14 protein-coding genes are annotated in these 15,613 nt (G+C 58.4%); 11 read left to right on the forward strand and 3 right to left on the reverse strand.

What is annotated here, in order from left to right; genetic code table 11:
* The first annotated feature begins 256 nt into the window (after positions 1–256).
* On the forward strand, positions 257–1,024 hold the full coding sequence (locus ACW9IB_RS04620) for an FCD domain-containing protein (RefSeq protein ID WP_457365751.1): 768 nt from the start codon (positions 257–259) through the stop codon (positions 1,022–1,024).
* Between the two features lie 35 nt (positions 1,025–1,059).
* Here ACW9IB_RS04620 and smpB read toward each other — a convergent pair whose 3' ends face one another.
* Positions 1,060–1,542, reverse strand: coding sequence for an SsrA-binding protein SmpB (gene smpB, locus ACW9IB_RS04625; protein WP_457365752.1), 483 nt, complete (start codon positions 1,540–1,542; stop codon positions 1,060–1,062).
* A 165-nt stretch (positions 1,543–1,707) separates the two neighbouring features.
* Between smpB and ACW9IB_RS04630 the strand changes: the two genes are divergently transcribed.
* Positions 1,708–2,142 (forward strand): type II toxin-antitoxin system RatA family toxin, encoded by a 435-nt coding sequence (locus ACW9IB_RS04630; RefSeq protein WP_016973780.1) that lies wholly within the window; start codon positions 1,708–1,710, stop codon positions 2,140–2,142.
* Positions 2,135–2,437: an RnfH family protein gene (locus tag ACW9IB_RS04635; protein WP_457412550.1), complete on the forward strand. Its 303-nt coding sequence runs from the start codon at positions 2,135–2,137 to the stop codon at positions 2,435–2,437. The genes ACW9IB_RS04630 and ACW9IB_RS04635 overlap by 8 nt, the downstream gene beginning before the upstream one ends.
* Positions 2,438–2,499: 62 nt before the next feature.
* Here ACW9IB_RS04635 and ACW9IB_RS04640 read toward each other — a convergent pair whose 3' ends face one another.
* Positions 2,500–3,027, reverse strand: a complete 528-nt coding sequence (locus ACW9IB_RS04640; protein WP_457412551.1) for an outer membrane protein assembly factor BamE — start codon at positions 3,025–3,027, stop codon at positions 2,500–2,502.
* A 98-nt stretch (positions 3,028–3,125) separates the two neighbouring features.
* Here ACW9IB_RS04640 and fur point away from each other — a divergent pair, with 98 nt between their 5' ends.
* A complete protein-coding gene (fur, locus tag ACW9IB_RS04645; protein WP_003194220.1) occupies positions 3,126–3,530 on the forward strand; it encodes a ferric iron uptake transcriptional regulator in 405 nt (134 codons plus the stop codon).
* Between the two features lie 87 nt (positions 3,531–3,617).
* Here the strand turns inward: fur and recN are convergent, their stop codons facing one another.
* A complete protein-coding gene (gene recN / locus ACW9IB_RS04650) occupies positions 3,618–5,291 on the reverse strand; it encodes a DNA repair protein RecN (RefSeq protein ID WP_457412552.1) in 1,674 nt (557 codons plus the stop codon).
* A 254-nt stretch (positions 5,292–5,545) separates the two neighbouring features.
* Between recN and grpE the strand changes: the two genes are divergently transcribed.
* The 7 genes from grpE to greA all read left to right on the forward strand — a co-directional run bounded on the left by grpE (position 5,546) and on the right by greA (position 15,587).
* Entirely contained in the window at positions 5,546–6,106 is a 561-nt protein-coding gene (grpE, locus tag ACW9IB_RS04655; protein ID WP_457365756.1) for a nucleotide exchange factor GrpE, read from the forward strand.
* A gap of 102 nt (positions 6,107–6,208) precedes the next feature.
* Entirely contained in the window at positions 6,209–8,131 is a 1,923-nt protein-coding gene (gene dnaK, locus ACW9IB_RS04660) for a molecular chaperone DnaK (RefSeq protein WP_457365757.1), read from the forward strand.
* 319 nt (positions 8,132–8,450) lie between these two features.
* Positions 8,451–9,575, forward strand: a complete 1,125-nt coding sequence (gene dnaJ, locus ACW9IB_RS04665) for a molecular chaperone DnaJ (RefSeq protein ID WP_457412553.1) — start codon at positions 8,451–8,453, stop codon at positions 9,573–9,575.
* A 9-nt stretch (positions 9,576–9,584) separates the two neighbouring features.
* Complete coding sequence (gene dapB, locus ACW9IB_RS04670; protein WP_457412554.1) at positions 9,585–10,391, forward strand: 4-hydroxy-tetrahydrodipicolinate reductase; 807 nt, start codon at positions 9,585–9,587, stop codon at positions 10,389–10,391.
* Positions 10,392–10,650: 259 nt separating this feature from the next.
* Positions 10,651–11,787, forward strand: coding sequence for a glutamine-hydrolyzing carbamoyl-phosphate synthase small subunit (gene carA / locus ACW9IB_RS04675; RefSeq protein ID WP_457365760.1), 1,137 nt, complete (start codon positions 10,651–10,653; stop codon positions 11,785–11,787).
* 105 nt (positions 11,788–11,892) lie between these two features.
* Positions 11,893–15,114: a carbamoyl-phosphate synthase large subunit gene (carB, locus tag ACW9IB_RS04680; protein WP_457365761.1), complete on the forward strand. Its 3,222-nt coding sequence runs from the start codon at positions 11,893–11,895 to the stop codon at positions 15,112–15,114.
* On the forward strand, positions 15,111–15,587 hold the full coding sequence (gene greA / locus ACW9IB_RS04685; RefSeq protein WP_457365762.1) for a transcription elongation factor GreA: 477 nt from the start codon (positions 15,111–15,113) through the stop codon (positions 15,585–15,587). Before carB ends, greA begins: the two co-directional genes overlap by 4 nt.
* Positions 15,588–15,613 lie beyond the last annotated feature (26 nt).

A 15,613-nucleotide genomic window follows, 5' to 3' on the forward strand; every position in this document is an offset into this window, starting at 1 on the left:
GGGCCCCTAATTGTTGTTGGTCAGGCACTTTTTAATTAGCTTGGATAATTGGTAATACCAATTTACAGTCGCCGTCGGCTAGATTAAAAGCCTTGATCGGGGTGTGTCAATTTGCCGCCCGCGAAACTTTGGTCGTAAGGAGGTGAAAGGGGTGTGCTGATCGGGTGTAACGAGGGCGTTCTGATAGGTGCCGCCGACGCGGCGATAGGCCAGAATAGAGGGCCCGTCGCATGGTCGGGATCGTGGAGAGTGAGTTATGGGGTTTGATCAGGTGCGTCAGCGCCGTTTGTCTGACGATATCGTCGAGCAGCTTGAGGGCATGATCCTCGAGGGCACGTTGAAGTCTGGCGAGCGCTTGCCGGCCGAGCGTGTGTTGGCCGAACAGTTTGGTGTGTCTCGCCCGTCATTGCGTGAGGCGATCCAGAAGCTGGCGGCCAAGGGGCTGCTGATCAGTCGCCAGGGTGGCGGCAACTATGTGGCGGAATCGTTGGGCTCGACGTTCAGCGACCCGCTGCTGCATCTGTTGGAAAACAACCCGGAGGCCCAGCGCGACTTGCTTGAATTTCGCCAGACGCTCGAAGCGTCCTGTGCTTATTACGCGGCGTTGCGCGCGACTGAGGTTGACCGCGAGCGGCTGACAGCCGCCTTCGAGGCGCTGCAGGACTGCTATGCCCGTGCTGATGAAGTAAGTCGGTTGGAGGAGGGCGCTGCCGATGCGAGGTTTCATCTGGCCATTGCGGAAGCCAGCCACAACGCGGTGTTGCTGCACACTATTCGCGGCTTGTTCGACCTGCTCAAGCGCAATGTGGTGACCAACATTGGTGGCATGTACCAGCAGCGTACGGAAACCCGCGACATGCTGATCAGTCAGCACCGGGATTTGTACTTGGCGATTATCGAAGGGCGAGCCGAGCAGGCGCGCGAAGTCTCGACACGTCACTTGCTGTATGTGCAGGAAGTGTTGGAGGAAGTGCGTCAGGAGGTTCAGCGCGTGGCACGTGCGGAGCGGCGCAAAGGTCTGTAGCCAGGGCTGGGTCCGAGGCTACAGGGCGGCGAGGATTATTCTTCCTTGCCCTTGTTGCGCACGGCGCGATGCAGCTCGCGATTGGAGTCGCGTTCGCGCTCGGTGTCGCGCTTGTCGTATTCCTTCTTGCCCTTGCCCAGCGCAATCTCGCACTTGACCAGGTGCTTGCTCCAGTACCAGGACAGGCAGACGCAGGCGTAGCCTTTCTGTTGTACGGAAGCGGCGAGCTTGTCCAGTTCGCGGGCGTTGAGCAGCAGCTTGCGCGTGCGCACCGGATCGGCAATCACGTGGGTGCTTGCAGTGGTCAGCGGGGTGATATGACTGCCGAGCAGCCATGCCTCGCCGTCCTTGAGCAGCACATAGCTGTCGACCAACTGCAGCTTGTTGGCGCGCAGACTTTTTACTTCCCAGCCGGCCAGGACCAGACCAGCCTCGAAACGATGCTCGATGAAGTAATCGTGTCGCGCCTTTTTGTTTTGCGCGATGGTCCCTGTGGGGTGTTTCTTTTGTTTAGCCATAGGGGCGGCATTATAGGCAGTTGCGAGCGTGTCGGCTACGGTCAACCTGCGTGCTTGAGCGTGTTGGATGAATCCCGGACAATGCAGGCAGTTCTTTGGTTTTTTTCTTGCGCGAATTGGCTGTTCTTTCGCGATGTTTGCCTCAGCAGTGGAAATAACGCTCACATGACGACGCATATTCAACGTTCGGCATTACTGCCCTATCCGGCACAGGCGCTCTATGACCTGGTCAACGACGTGGCGCGTTACCCGGAGTTCCTGCCTTGGTGTTCGGCTGCCGAGGTGTTGGAGAGCAGTGACGAGCACATGGTGGCCAGTGTCGGCGTAGCGAAAGGTGGGCTTAGCCAGCATTTCGTCACGCGTAATGTGCTGGTACCGGGGAAATCCATTGAAATGAATTTGCAGGAGGGGCCTTTTACCCAACTGCATGGTGTGTGGGTGTTCAAGGCGCTGACGGACAAAGCCTGCAAGATCAGCCTGGACCTGTCATTTGATTACGCAGGACCGATTGTGCGGGCAACGCTGGGGCCTCTGTTCAATCAGGCGGCTAACACACTTGTGGATGCCTTCTGTCAGCGGGCCAAGCAACTGCATGGTTGAAATTGAAGTGGTGTACGCCGCCGAGGATCGCCAAGTGCTGCTCGCGTTGGCGGTGCCTGCGGCGACGAGTTTGAGAGCGGCAGTGCGCTTATCCGGTATGGCGGCGCAGTTTCCGGGAGTGGACCTGGAGGGTTGTCCTTTGGGGATTTTCGGCAAGGTGGTCGCAGACGCGACTACGCGTGCCGTGCAAGCGGGCGACCGCATTGAAATCTATCGACCTCTGCTCGCGGACCCCAAAGAGGTGCGCAGGCTGCGTGCGGCCAGGGCGGCATTGGCCAGGCAACAGTCTTCATGACATTGCCTTGCGACAGATAGCAAAAAGCCCGGCATGCCGGGGCTTTTTGTTGTACGTCGTTTTTATTGCGGGCTGGCGTCCAGAGGTTCTGGCGTTGGCACCGGTACGGTTTTCACGCCGTCGACGTCTTTCTGGATCTGATCGAGCAACGAGCCTGGCTTGGCAGGTTCTTCTGGTTTCGGCTTGTCGGCGTTCTGCGCAGGCGCGGTCACGCTATTGCCGTTGTCCTTGCCGAGCAGAGCTTCATCACGGCTGACGCCAGGCATGAAATCACCGGACAGGCTGACGAGCTGGTCATTGCCATTGAAAATGACGCTGACACGTTCCTGTTGGCGTTCACCGCCACCTGGTTGAATGCTGTAGAGATAATCCCAGCGATCGGCATGGAAAGTGTCGGTCAGCAGGGGGTTACCCATGATAAACCGTACTTGCCGTCGGGTCATTCCCGGACGCAACTGGTCTATCATATCCTGCGTGACGACATTGCCCTGCTGGATGTCGATTTTGTAAACCCCGGGGAATGAACAACCGGCGAGTGCGAGCAGTCCCACAAAGGTGAAACTGGTTAGCAAGAGCTTGGTGTTTTGCATCGGTGGGCGACTTCCACTATCTTGGCTGGGACAACGTAAACGCCGATCATACCCGTATTAAGAGAAGCTGCGAAGCAGCATCCGCGAGAAAGCTAACCATGGTTGAAAATAGCGAACTACGCAAAGCCGGTCTCAAAGTGACTCTGCCACGAGTCAAGATTCTACAAATGCTCGATTCTGCTGAGCAGCGCCACATGAGTGCCGAGGACGTTTACAAGGCGCTGATGGAGTCTAACGAGGACGTCGGCCTGGCCACGGTTTACCGTGTGCTGACCCAGTTTGAAGCCGCAGGACTGGTGGTTCGCCATAATTTCGACGGCGGTCATGCGGTGTTCGAATTGGCTGATGGTGGTCATCACGATCACATGGTTGACCTGGATACCAACGAGGTTATCGAGTTCACCAGTCCGGAAATCGAAGCTCTGCAGCACAAGATCGCTGAGGAGCACGGCTTCGATTTGGTTGACCACAATCTGGTCCTGTACATCCGTAAGAAAAAGTAAAAAGCGCTGCAGATTCACTTTGCAGAACGATCGAAGGCGACCTCAGGGTCGCCTTCGTGCTTTCTACTATAAAGAAGCCGTTTCAGCTCAAGCCTTCGCCGCCACGACCATTTTCTTCGCGTGCGCCAAAGACTCCTTGGTCAAGTCGATGCCGCCCAGCATCCGTGCCACCTCTTCCACGCGTTCCGATTTGTTCAGCTTGGACACGGCTGTGTGGGTTGCGTCGCTGTTCCTGACCTTGTGTACAAACAGATGCTGATGCCCTTGGGCTGCCACTTGCGGCAAGTGAGTTACCGTGAGCACCTGGCCTCGATCCCCGAGGCGACGCAGTAGCTGGCCGACGATCTCTGCCGTGGGACCGCCGATGCCCACGTCCACTTCGTCGAATACCAATGTGGGCACGCGTGAGGTCTGTGCGGTGATCACCTGGATGGCCAGGCTGATACGTGAAAGCTCGCCGCCAGACGCTACTTTCGCCAAGGCCTTGAGCGGTTGCCCGGGGTTCGCGCTGACCAGCAGCTCCACTTGCTCAAGGCCGTGGGGTTGTAGCTCATCACTGGTGTTGGCATGCAGCTCGATGCTGAAGCGACCGCCAGGCATGCCCAGGCGCTGGATTTCCTGCTCTACAGCACTGGCGAGGCTGGTGGCCGCCTGCTGGCGCAAATCGCTCAGTTCGCGAGCCTTTTCCTGGTAATGGCGGGCGAAGGCGGTGAGTTCATCGTTCAGGCGCTCGATAGATTCGTCGTTGGCGTTCAGTGTTTCGATTTCATCCAGCAGTTTTTGCTGCATCGTGGCCACTTCGGTGGGTTGGATGCGGTGTTTGCGCGCCAGGGTGTAGATGGTGTCCAGGCGTTCTTCTATTTCCTGCAGGCGTGCCGGGTCAGCGTCGAAATGGTCCAGGAAGCGGTTGAGTTCGCCAACGGCTTCTTCTACCTGAATCTGTGCGCTGGTCAACAGGGTCGTGGCTTCAGTGAGTGCGCCGGAAGCACTGTTTACGCTGGAAAGGCGATTGAGGCTGGCGGTCAGGGCATTCAGCACGTTGCCTGAGTCGCTTTCGCTGCATTGCTCGACCACTTGGCGACAAATACCCAGCAAGGTCTCGGCGTTGGTCAGGTTTTTATGTTCCTGTTCCAGTTGCTCCAGTTCGGTCTCACCCAGCCCCAGGCTTTCCAGCTCTTCCAGCTGATAACTCAATAACTGGTGGCGCGCGCGTTGCTCATCGCCGGAGTTGGACAGGCGCTCCAGCTCTTGTCGGGTCTGTCGCCAGCGTTGTGCGGCCAGTTGCACCTGTCGCGCCAGGTCGGTGGCGCCCGCGTATTCGTCGAGCAGGCGGCGATGGGTGTCGGTCTTCAGCAGGGATTGGTGTTCGTGCTGGCTGTGAATGTCGATCAGTAGTTCGCCCAGGGCTTTCAGGTCGCCAAGGGGGCAGGGGGTTCCATTGATATAGCCGCGGGAGCGTCCTTCGGCAGTGATGACACGACGCAGGATGCAGGGCCCTTCGTTATTCAGGTCGCGCTCGGCCAGCCAGGCTTCGGCCTCGGGAATGTCCGAAAGGTCGAAGGTCGCCAGGATATCGGCCTTGTCCGCGCCTGGGCGTACGACACCGCTGTCGGCGCGATCACCGAGGGTCAGCCCCAGGGCATCGAGCATGATCGACTTGCCGGCGCCGGTCTCGCCCGTGATGACGCTCATCCCGCGATCCAGTTCAAGATCCAGGTGTTCGACGATGGCGTAGTTGTGTACGGACAGGTGCACGAGCATGAAGGCCGCTCCCAGGCTTTAGGTCTGGTTATTTATACAGTGTTTTGTTTGGGGCTGACAATCCTGGCGCTTAGCTCGATTTGCTTGAGTGAACATTGTTTTTAGCGCGATCAGGCATTGAGAGGCGGGAAATGAGGAGCGACTGCTGAAAGGCTTTTGGTCATCGGCATGCCCTTGAACCTGAAAATTGTGGCCCCATATACCGGAACAGAAGCGCGAGATGAGTTCGCGCATGATTTTGAGAGGAGAAATCTATGGCTGACGAACAGACGCAGGATACGCAAACTCCAGACGCCAATCAGGCTGCCGGCGACGAACTGGCGACCCGTGTGCAAGTGCTCGAAGAGCAATTGGCTGCTGCGCAGGACCAGTCTTTGCGTGTCGCCGCCGATCTGCAGAACGTCCGTCGCCGTGCCGAGCAGGATGTGGAAAAGGCCCATAAGTTCGCGCTGGAAAAATTCGCAGGCGATCTGCTGCCGATCATCGACAGCCTGGAGCGCGGGCTTGAGTTGTCCAGTCCGGATGATGAAAACATCCGTCCGATGCGCGAAGGGATCGAGCTGACCCTGAAAATGTTCCAGGACACCCTGAAGCGTTATCAGCTGGAAGCTATCGATCCACAAGGCGGCGAGCCGTTCAACGCTGAGCATCACCAGGCAATGGCCATGCAGGAAAGCCATGACCTTGAGCCGAACAGTGTTCTGAAGGTGTTCCAGAAGGGTTACCAGCTCAACGGTCGTTTGTTGCGCCCGGCGATGGTGGTGGTGAGCAAGGCGCCTGCGCCCGTTACACCTTCTATTGATGAGCAGGCTTGAAATCCGCCGCAACGCCCTCATCTATAAGTCAAGCGTTTAAGTGCTACCGCAGTTGGCCCCAACCGCTGCGGCAACCAAATCTAAAGTTTCGGGAGAGTTAACATGGGCAAAATTATCGGTATCGACCTGGGGACCACCAACTCCTGCGTCTCCGTGCTGGAAAACGGCGTAGCCAAAGTGATCGAGAACGCCGAAGGCGCGCGTACCACTCCGTCGATCATTGCATACGCCAATGATGGCGAGACCCTGGTTGGCCAGTCGGCCAAGCGTCAGGCGGTGACCAACCCGCACAACACTCTGTACGCGGTAAAGCGTCTGATCGGTCGCAAGTTCGACGAAGAAGTCGTACAGAAAGACATCAAGATGGTGCCGTACAAAATCGTCAAGGCTGACAACGGTGACGCCTGGGTTCAAGTGAACGACAAAAAAATGTCGGCACCGCAAATCTCGGCCGAAGTCTTGAAAAAGATGAAAAAGACTGCCGAAGATTACCTCGGCGAAGCCGTGACCGAAGCGGTAATCACCGTTCCGGCCTACTTCAACGACAGTCAGCGCCAGGCGACCAAAGATGCCGGTCGCATCGCGGGCCTGGACGTAAAACGTATCATCAACGAACCGACCGCAGCGGCTCTGGCCTACGGTATGGATAAGGCCAAGGGCGATCACACCGTGATCGTTTATGACCTGGGCGGCGGCACCTTTGACGTTTCCGTGATCGAGATCGCTGAAGTCGATGGCGAGCACCAGTTCGAAGTGTTGGCCACCAACGGTGACACGTTCCTGGGTGGTGAAGACTTTGACATCCGTCTGATCGACTACCTCGTTGACGAGTTCAAGAAAGAAAGCGGCATGAACCTCAAGGGTGACCCGCTGGCAATGCAGCGTCTGAAAGAAGCTGCCGAAAAAGCCAAGATCGAGCTGTCGTCCAGCAACGCAACCGACGTGAACCTGCCTTACATCACGGCAGACGCCACCGGTCCTAAGCACTTGAACGTGAAGATCTCTCGCGCCAAGTTGGAAGCGTTGGTCGAAGACCTGGTTCAGCGCACCATCGAGCCGTGCCGCATCGCTCTGAAAGACGCCGGTATCGACGTGGGTGCTATCAATGATGTGATCCTGGTCGGCGGTCAGACCCGTATGCCGCTGGTACAGCAGAAAGTGACCGAGTTCTTCGGCAAGGAAGCACGTAAAGACGTGAACCCTGACGAAGCAGTTGCCATGGGTGCTGCCATCCAGGGTGCGGTACTGGCTGGTGATGTGAAAGACGTGCTGCTGCTGGACGTGAGCCCGCTGACCCTGGGTATCGAAACCATGGGCGGCGTGATGACCGCGCTGATCGAGAAAAACACCACGATTCCTACCAAGAAATCGCAAGTGTTCTCGACCGCCGATGACAACCAGGGCGCCGTGACCATTCACGTGCTGCAGGGTGAGCGTAAGCAAGCTGCGCAGAACAAGTCCCTGGGCAAGTTCGACCTGTCCGAGATTCCACCGGCTCCACGTGGTGTGCCGCAAATCGAAGTGACCTTTGACATCGACGCCAACGGCATTCTGCACGTTGGTGCGAAAGACAAGGCTACCGGCAAAGAGCAGAAGATCACCATCAAGGCCAACTCCGGTCTGTCTGATGAAGAAATTCAACAGATGATTCGTGATGCTGAAGCCAACTCTGAAGAGGACAAAAAGTTCGAAGAGCTGGCTGCTGCCCGTAACCAGGGTGATGCCTTGGTTCACTCGACGCGCAAAATGGTCGCTGATGCAGGCGACAAGGTGACCGCTGAAGAGAAAGCTGCCATCGAAGCTGCTGTGGTTGCCCTGGAAGCTGCCGTTAAAGGCGACGACAAGGCTGCCATCGAAGCGAAGGTTGAAGAGCTGTCGAAAGTCTCAGCGCCGGTTGCCCAGAAAATGTACGCCGAACAAGGTCAGCCAGCTGACGGTGCTGCGCAGCACGCAGAGCCTGAAGCCAAGCACGACGACGTTGTCGATGCCGAGTTCGAAGAAGTAAAAGAAGACCAGAAGAAGTAACTTGGTCGCCCGGTTGACCGCTATCAAGCGGTGACTGGTAGGATGTCGCCGCGCGGGAGCTTGCTCCCGCGTTGGCGTGTCTGGGGTATGCGAATTTTTACAGCATGCGACAGCGTTCGGATGCTGGCGGTGTGATCGGGAATGCTCCTGCTTTCCGAGCAGTAAATACCGCACTTTTGGCCGGGTCCCTGGCTAAAAAGTAGTAATGACCAGGATCGTTGAATTGACGTGAGTTGGGTCCGGGCCTGTATTGGGGCTCAACGAGTTTGGCAAGGCTCAGGAGGGTCTGGCTGAACGTCCTATAAGAGTGCAAAGACTTATGGCAAAGCGTGACTATTACGAAGTGTTGGGTGTGGAGCGCGGTTCCAGCGAGGCGGACCTGAAAAAGGCTTACCGTCGCCTGGCGATGAAGCACCACCCGGACCGTAATCCGGATAGCAAAGAATCCGAAGAGCTGTTCAAAGAGGCCAACGAGGCCTACGAATGTCTGTCTGACCCTAACAAGCGTGCGGCCTACGACCAGTATGGCCATGCAGGTGTCGACCCGAGCATGGGCAGCGGCGGTGGCGGTTTTGGTGGTCAGAATTTCTCCGATATCTTCGGTGATGTGTTCAGCGACTTTTTCGGTGGTGGCCGTGGTGGTCAGCGTGGTGGTGCCCAGCGTGGCAGCGACTTGCGCTACACCCTGGAGTTGAATCTGGAAGAAGCCGTGCGCGGTACCAGCGTCAACATCCGTGTGCCGACGCTGGTCAACTGCAAGCCGTGCGATGGTTCGGGGGCGAAGAAAGGTTCGTCGCCGATCACCTGTCCGACTTGCGGCGGTATTGGTCAGGTCCGCATGCAGCAGGGTTTCTTCTCGGTGCAGCAGACCTGTCCGCGTTGCCATGGCCAGGGCAAAATCATTTCCGATCCGTGCGACTCCTGCCATGGCGAAGGGCGTGTCGAAGAGTACAAGACGCTGGCGGTGAAGGTGCCGGCCGGCGTGGATACCGGTGACCGCATTCGCCTGTCCGGCGAGGGCGAGGCGGGTACTCAGGGTGGACCTACGGGCGACCTGTATGTGGTGATCAATGTGCGCGAGCACTCGATCTTCCAGCGTGACGGCAAGCACCTGTTCTGCGAAGTGCCGATCAGTTTTGTCGACGCAGCCCTGGGTGGGGAGCTGGAGATTCCGACTCTCGACGGCCGGGTCAAGCTGAAGATTCCCGAGGGGACCCAGACCGGCAAGCAGTTCCGTATTCGTGGCAAGGGCGTTGCGCCGGTGCGCGGTGGTGGGGCGGGCGACCTGATGTGTCGTGTGGCGGTGGAAACACCGGTCAATCTCAATCGCCGCCAGCGTGAACTGCTTGAAGAGTTCCGTAGCTCGCTGGAAGGCGATGACTCCCATTCGCCGAAGACTACTGGCTTTTTCGACGGCGTGAAGCGCTTCTTTGGCGACCTCTAAGGAATGAATATGCGACGTATAGCCGTGATGGGCGCTGCAGGGCGCATGGGCAAGACGCTGGTCGAGGCTGTGCAGCAGCGTTCTCCGGCTTCCGGGCTGACGGCGGCGATCGTTCGTCCTGGCAGTACCTTGATTGGTGCGGATGCCGGTGAGTTGGCTTCGCTGGGGCGCATTGGCGTTTCGTTGTCGGGCAGTCTCGAGCAGGTGGCTGAAGAGTTCGATGTGCTGATCGACTTCACCCTGCCAGAGGTTATGCTGAAAAACCTGGCCTTCTGTCGCAAGGCGGGCAAGGCCATGGTGATCGGTACCACGGGTTTGACGGCGGAGCAGAAGCAGTTGTTGGTCGAGGCGGGCAAGGATATTCCAATCGTCTTCGCGGCCAACTTCAGCGTGGGTGTGAACCTGTCGCTCAAGCTGCTGGATCTGGCGGCGCGTGTGCTGGGGGATGAGGCGGACATCGAGATCATCGAGACCCATCACCGGCACAAGATTGATGCTCCGTCGGGTACCGCGCTGCGCATGGGTGAGGCCATTGCTGATGCGTTGGGTCGCGACTTGTCGAAGGTCGCGGTGTACGGTCGTGAAGGGCATACCGGTGCACGTGCGCGCGACACCATCGGTTTTGCGACTGTGCGCGGTGGTGACGTGGTGGGGGATCACACGGTGCTGTTCGCAACCGAGGGCGAGCGCCTGGAAATCACCCATAAGGCTTCCAGCCGCATGACGTTCGCCAAGGGGGCGGTACGTGCTGCGCTCTGGCTGGACGGTCGCGAACCGGGGCTGTATGACATGCGTGACGTGCTGGATCTGCACTAATCAGTCGCTAAAACGGGGTCTCGGGCTTATACTTTGGCCCCGTTTTCAACCGCTAAGCGACGTCCTGTCGCATTCCTCTGCCTTTAAGGCTCTTTAGCGGTGGACCAAAAAAGCCTTTTTCTGTAAGCTACAGCTTTAGTGTGTCCACTAAAAGCGCGCAGAATAATTCAGTGAACAAGCGGGGTGACGTGTCCATACGTCACTCCGCTTTTTTACAACCTGCGATCGCCCTTTCAGGCTTTATTTACGGGAGGTCTTCTTGACTAAGCCAGCCATACTCGCCCTTGCTGATGGCAGCATTTTTCGCGGCGAAGCCATTGGAGCCGACGGTCAGACCGTTGGAGAGGTGGTGTTTAACACCGCAATGACCGGCTATCAGGAAATCCTTACCGATCCTTCCTACGCCCAACAGATCGTTACCCTGACTTACCCGCACATCGGCAATACCGGCACTACACCGGAAGACGTCGAGTCTGACCGTGTCTGGTCGGCCGGCCTGGTGATTCGTGACTTGCCACTGGTGGCGAGCAACTGGCGTAACACGTTGTCGCTGTCGGACTACCTGAAGGCCAACAATGTTGTAGCCATCGCTGGCATCGACACCCGTCGCCTGACTCGTATCCTGCGCGAGAAAGGCTCGCAGAACGGCTGCATCCTGGCCGGTGACAACATCACCGAAGAAGCCGCGATTGCCGCAGCGCAAGGCTTCCCGGGTCTGAAGGGCATGGACCTGGCGAAAGTCGTCAGTGTCAAAGAGAAATACGAGTGGCGCTCCACGGTCTGGGACTTGAAGACCGACAGCCACCAAACCATCGAAGCCGCCGAGTTGCCCTACCATGTTGTGGCCTACGACTACGGCGTCAAGTACAACATCCTGCGCATGCTGGTCGAGCGCGGCTGCCGCGTGACCGTGGTGCCTGCACAAACCCCGGCCAGCGATGTGCTGGCACTGCAACCGGACGGCGTGTTCCTGTCCAACGGCCCGGGCGACCCTGAGCCTTGCGACTACGCGATCCAGGCCATCAAAGACGTGCTGGAAACCGACATTCCGGTGTTCGGCATCTGCCTGGGTCACCAGCTGTTGGCTTTGGCCTCCGGCGCCAAGACCCTGAAAATGGGCCATGGCCACCACGGTGCCAACCACCCGGTGCAAGACCTGGACACTGGCGTTGTAATGATCACCAGCCAGAACCACGGTTTTGCCGTGGATGAAGCGACCTTGCCGGGCAATGTCCGGGCGATTCACAAGTCGCTGTTCGACGGTTCCCTGCAAGGCATCGAGCGTACCGACAAGAGCGCGTTCAGCTTCCAGGGCCACCCTGAAGCCAGCCCGGGCCCGAACGACGTTGCGCCGCTGTTCGACCGTTTCATCAATGAGATGGCTAAGCGACGCTGAGTGAGCGGCCCGAGGGCGGCCCCGCAATGCGGTGGCCCCTTCAGGCTCTGCAAAGATTGTTCAAGACGGCTTGCCGACTGACCTGCGGATTTGAGTGACAAACCCATGCCAAAACGTACAGACATAAAAAGCATCCTGATTCTCGGCGCTGGCCCGATCGTGATCGGCCAGGCCTGCGAATTCGACTACTCCGGCGCCCAGGCCTGTAAAGCCCTGCGCGAAGAGGGCTACCGCGTCATCCTGGTGAACTCCAACCCGGCCACCATCATGACCGACCCGGCCATGGCCGACGCTACCTACATCGAGCCGATCAAGTGGCAGACCGTTGCCAAGATCATCGAAAAAGAGCGTCCGGACGCACTGCTGCCGACCATGGGCGGCCAAACCGCACTGAACTGCGCCCTGGACCTGGAACGCGAAGGTGTTCTGGAAAAATTCGGCGTAGAGATGATCGGCGCCAACGCCGACACCATCGACAAGGCTGAAGACCGTTCGCGTTTCGACAAGGCCATGAAGTCCATCGGCCTGGCGTGCCCGCGTTCCGGTATCGCTCATAGCATGGAAGAAGCCAATGCGGTCCTGGAGACCCTGGGCTTCCCTTGCATCATCCGTCCGTCCTTCACCATGGGCGGCACCGGTGGTGGTATCGCGTACAACCGTGAAGAATTCGAAGAAATCTGCGCCCGTGGCCTGGACTTGTCGCCGACCAAGGAGCTGCTGATCGACGAGTCGCTGATCGGTTGGAAAGAGTATGAAATGGAAGTTGTCCGCGACAAAAAGGACAACTGCATCATCGTCTGCTCCATCGAAAACTTCGACCCGATGGGCGTGCACACCGGTGACTCGATCACCGTGGCGCCAGCACAGACCCTGACCGACAAGGAATACCAGATCCTGCGTAACGCCTCCCTGGCGGTACTGCGCGAGATCGGCGTGGAAACCGGCGGTTCCAACGTTCAGTTCGGTATTTGCCCGAACACCGGCCGCATGGTCGTGATCGAGATGAACCCGCGTGTATCCCGCTCCTCGGCCCTGGCGTCGAAAGCCACTGGTTTCCCGATTGCCAAAGTCGCGGCCAAACTGGCTGTGGGTTACACCCTGGATGAGCTGTCGAACGACATCACCGGCGGCAAGACTCCGGCATCCTTTGAGCCGTCCATCGACTACGTGGTGACCAAGCTGCCGCGCTTTGCCTTCGAGAAATTCGCTCAGGCAGATGCCCGCTTGACCACCCAGATGAAGTCGGTGGGTGAAGTGATGGCCATCGGCCGGACCTTCCAGGAGTCCCTGCAGAAAGCCCTGCGTGGCCTGGAAGTGGGCGTGTGCGGCCTGGATGAGAAGCTCGACCTGAGCAACCCGGACAGCATGAGCGTGCTCAAGCGTGAACTGACCGTACCGGGCGCCGAGCGTATCTGGTACGTAGCGGATGCGTTCCGTGCAGGCCTGAGTGTCGAAGACATTTTCGGCATGAACATGATTGACCCTTGGTTCCTGGTGCAGATCGAAGATCTGATCAAGGAAGAAGAGAAGGTCAAGACTCTGGGGCTGGCCAGCATCGACCGCGACATGATGTTCCGCCTCAAGCGCAAGGGCTTCTCCGATCAGCGTCTGGCCAAGTTGCTGGGCGTCACCGAGAAAAACCTGCGCACCCACCGCCACAAGCTCGAAGTGTTCCCGGTCTACAAGCGCGTTGACACCTGCGCGGCCGAGTTCGCCACCGACACCGCTTACCTGTATTCCACCTACGAGGAAGAATGCGAGGCAGCGCCGTCCGGTCGCGACAAGATCATCATCCTGGGTGGTGGTCCCAACCGTATCGGCCAGGGTATCGAGTTCGACTACTGCTGTGTGCACGCCGCGCTGGCCCTGCGTGACGACGGGTACGAGACCATCATGGTCAACTGCAACCCGGAAACGGTTTCCACCGACTACGACACCTCCGACCGTCTGTACTTCGAACCGGTGACCCTGGAAGACGTGCTGGAAATCGTGCGTGTCGAGAAGCCAAAAGGCGTGATCGTGCAGTACGGTGGCCAGACCCCGCTGAAACTGGCGCGTGCCCTGGAAGCAGCCGGCGTGCCGATCATCGGCACCAGCCCGGACGCCATCGACCGTGCGGAGGACCGTGAGCGCTTCCAGCAAATGGTCGAGCGCCTGAATCTGCGTCAGCCACCCAACGCCACCGTGCGTAGTGAAGATGAAGCCATCCGTGCCGCCAGCAAGATCGGCTATCCGTTGGTGGTGCGTCCGTCCTATGTGCTGGGTGGTCGGGCGATGGAAATCGTCTACCAGGAAGAAGAACTCAAGCGTTACCTGCGTGATGCGGTGAAAGTGTCCAACGACAGCCCGGTGCTGCTGGATCACTTCCTCAACTGCGCCATCGAAATGGACGTGGACGCGGTTTGCGACGGCACCGACGTGGTGATCGGCGCGATCATGCAGCACATTGAACAGGCAGGTGTTCACTCCGGTGACTCCGCTTGCTCGCTGCCGCCTTACTCGCTGCCGGCGCACATCCAGGACGAGATGCGTGAGCAGGTCAAGAAGATGGCGCTCGAACTGGGCGTGGTCGGCTTGATGAACGTGCAGTTGGCGTTGCAGGGCGAGCAGATCTACGTGATCGAAGTGAACCCGCGTGCCTCGCGTACCGTACCGTTTGTGTCCAAGTGCATCGGCGTTTCCCTGGCGATGATCGCGGCGCGCGTCATGGCCGGTAAAACCCTGAAAGAATTGGGCTTCACCAAGGAAATCATTCCGAACTTCTACAGCGTGAAAGAGGCGGTGTTCCCCTTCGCCAAATTCCCTGGTGTGGACCCGATCCTGGGCCCGGAAATGAAGTCCACCGGTGAAGTGATGGGTGTGGGCGACACCTTCGGCGAGGCATTCGCCAAGGCCCAGATGGGCGCCAGCGAAGTGCTGCCGACCGGCGGTACCGCGTTCATCAGCGTGCGTGACGACGACAAACCACTGGTTGCAGGCGTGGCGCGTGATCTGATCAACTTGGGTTTCGAAGTCGTGGCCACCGCCGGGACCGCCAAGCTGATCGAGGCTGCCGGCCTGAAAGTGCGTCGCGTGAACAAGGTGACGGAAGGCCGTCCACACGTGGTCGACATGATCAAGAATGACGAAGTCACCCTGATCATCAATACCACCGAAGGTCGCCAGTCGATCGCGGATTCCTACTCCATTCGCCGTAACGCCCTGCAGCACAAGATCTACTGCACCACCACCATTGCTGCTGGCGAAGCTATCTGCGAAGCGCTCAAGTTCGGTCCGGAAAAGACCGTGCGTCGCTTGCAGGATCTACACGCAGGATTGAAGGCATGACCAAATACCCAATGACCGTCCAGGGCTTCAAGGCCCTGGAAGAGGAGCACGCCCATCTGACCAAGGTCGTCCGTCCGAAGCTGAGCCAGGACATCGGTACGGCCCGCGAGTTGGGTGACTTGAAGGAAAACGCCGAATACCATGCTGCTCGCGAGCAGCAGGGTATGGTCGAGGCGCGTATTCGTGACATCGAAGGCCGTCTGCAGAACTCGGTGGTGATTGACGTCACCACCATTCCCAAGACAGGCAAGGTGATTTTCGGTACGACCGTGGAAATTGCCAATGTCGAGACGGATGAAAGCGTGACTTACCACATCGTGGGTGAGGACGAGGCTGACATCAAACAAGGCAAGATCTCTGTAGGTTCGCCGATTGCCCGCGCCTTGATCGCCAAGGAAGAGGGTGATGTGGTGGCCGTCAAGACGCCAAGTGGCGTGATCGAGTACGAGATTGTCGAAGTTCGTCACATCTGAAAGACGGCGCCCGCTACGTGCGGGCG

Source organism: Pseudomonas sp. SDO524_S393 (assembly GCF_054071875.1).

Coding starts and splice junctions, on each gene's coding strand:
- ACW9IB_RS04620 (WP_457365751.1), top strand. CDS start 257: ATGGGGTTTGATCAGGTGCGTCAGCGCCGTTTGTCTGACGATATCGTC.
- smpB (WP_457365752.1), bottom strand. CDS start 1,542: ATGGCTAAACAAAAGAAACACCCCACAGGGACCATCGCGCAAAACAAA.
- ACW9IB_RS04630 (WP_016973780.1), top strand. CDS start 1,708: ATGACGACGCATATTCAACGTTCGGCATTACTGCCCTATCCGGCACAG.
- ACW9IB_RS04635 (WP_457412550.1), top strand. CDS start 2,135: ATGGTTGAAATTGAAGTGGTGTACGCCGCCGAGGATCGCCAAGTGCTG.
- ACW9IB_RS04640 (WP_457412551.1), bottom strand. CDS start 3,027: ATGCAAAACACCAAGCTCTTGCTAACCAGTTTCACCTTTGTGGGACTG.
- fur (WP_003194220.1), top strand. CDS start 3,126: ATGGTTGAAAATAGCGAACTACGCAAAGCCGGTCTCAAAGTGACTCTG.
- recN (WP_457412552.1), bottom strand. CDS start 5,291: ATGCTCGTGCACCTGTCCGTACACAACTACGCCATCGTCGAACACCTG.
- grpE (WP_457365756.1), top strand. CDS start 5,546: ATGGCTGACGAACAGACGCAGGATACGCAAACTCCAGACGCCAATCAG.
- dnaK (WP_457365757.1), top strand. CDS start 6,209: ATGGGCAAAATTATCGGTATCGACCTGGGGACCACCAACTCCTGCGTC.
- dnaJ (WP_457412553.1), top strand. CDS start 8,451: ATGGCAAAGCGTGACTATTACGAAGTGTTGGGTGTGGAGCGCGGTTCC.
- dapB (WP_457412554.1), top strand. CDS start 9,585: ATGCGACGTATAGCCGTGATGGGCGCTGCAGGGCGCATGGGCAAGACG.
- carB (WP_457365761.1), top strand. CDS start 11,893: ATGCCAAAACGTACAGACATAAAAAGCATCCTGATTCTCGGCGCTGGC.
- greA (WP_457365762.1), top strand. CDS start 15,111: ATGACCAAATACCCAATGACCGTCCAGGGCTTCAAGGCCCTGGAAGAG.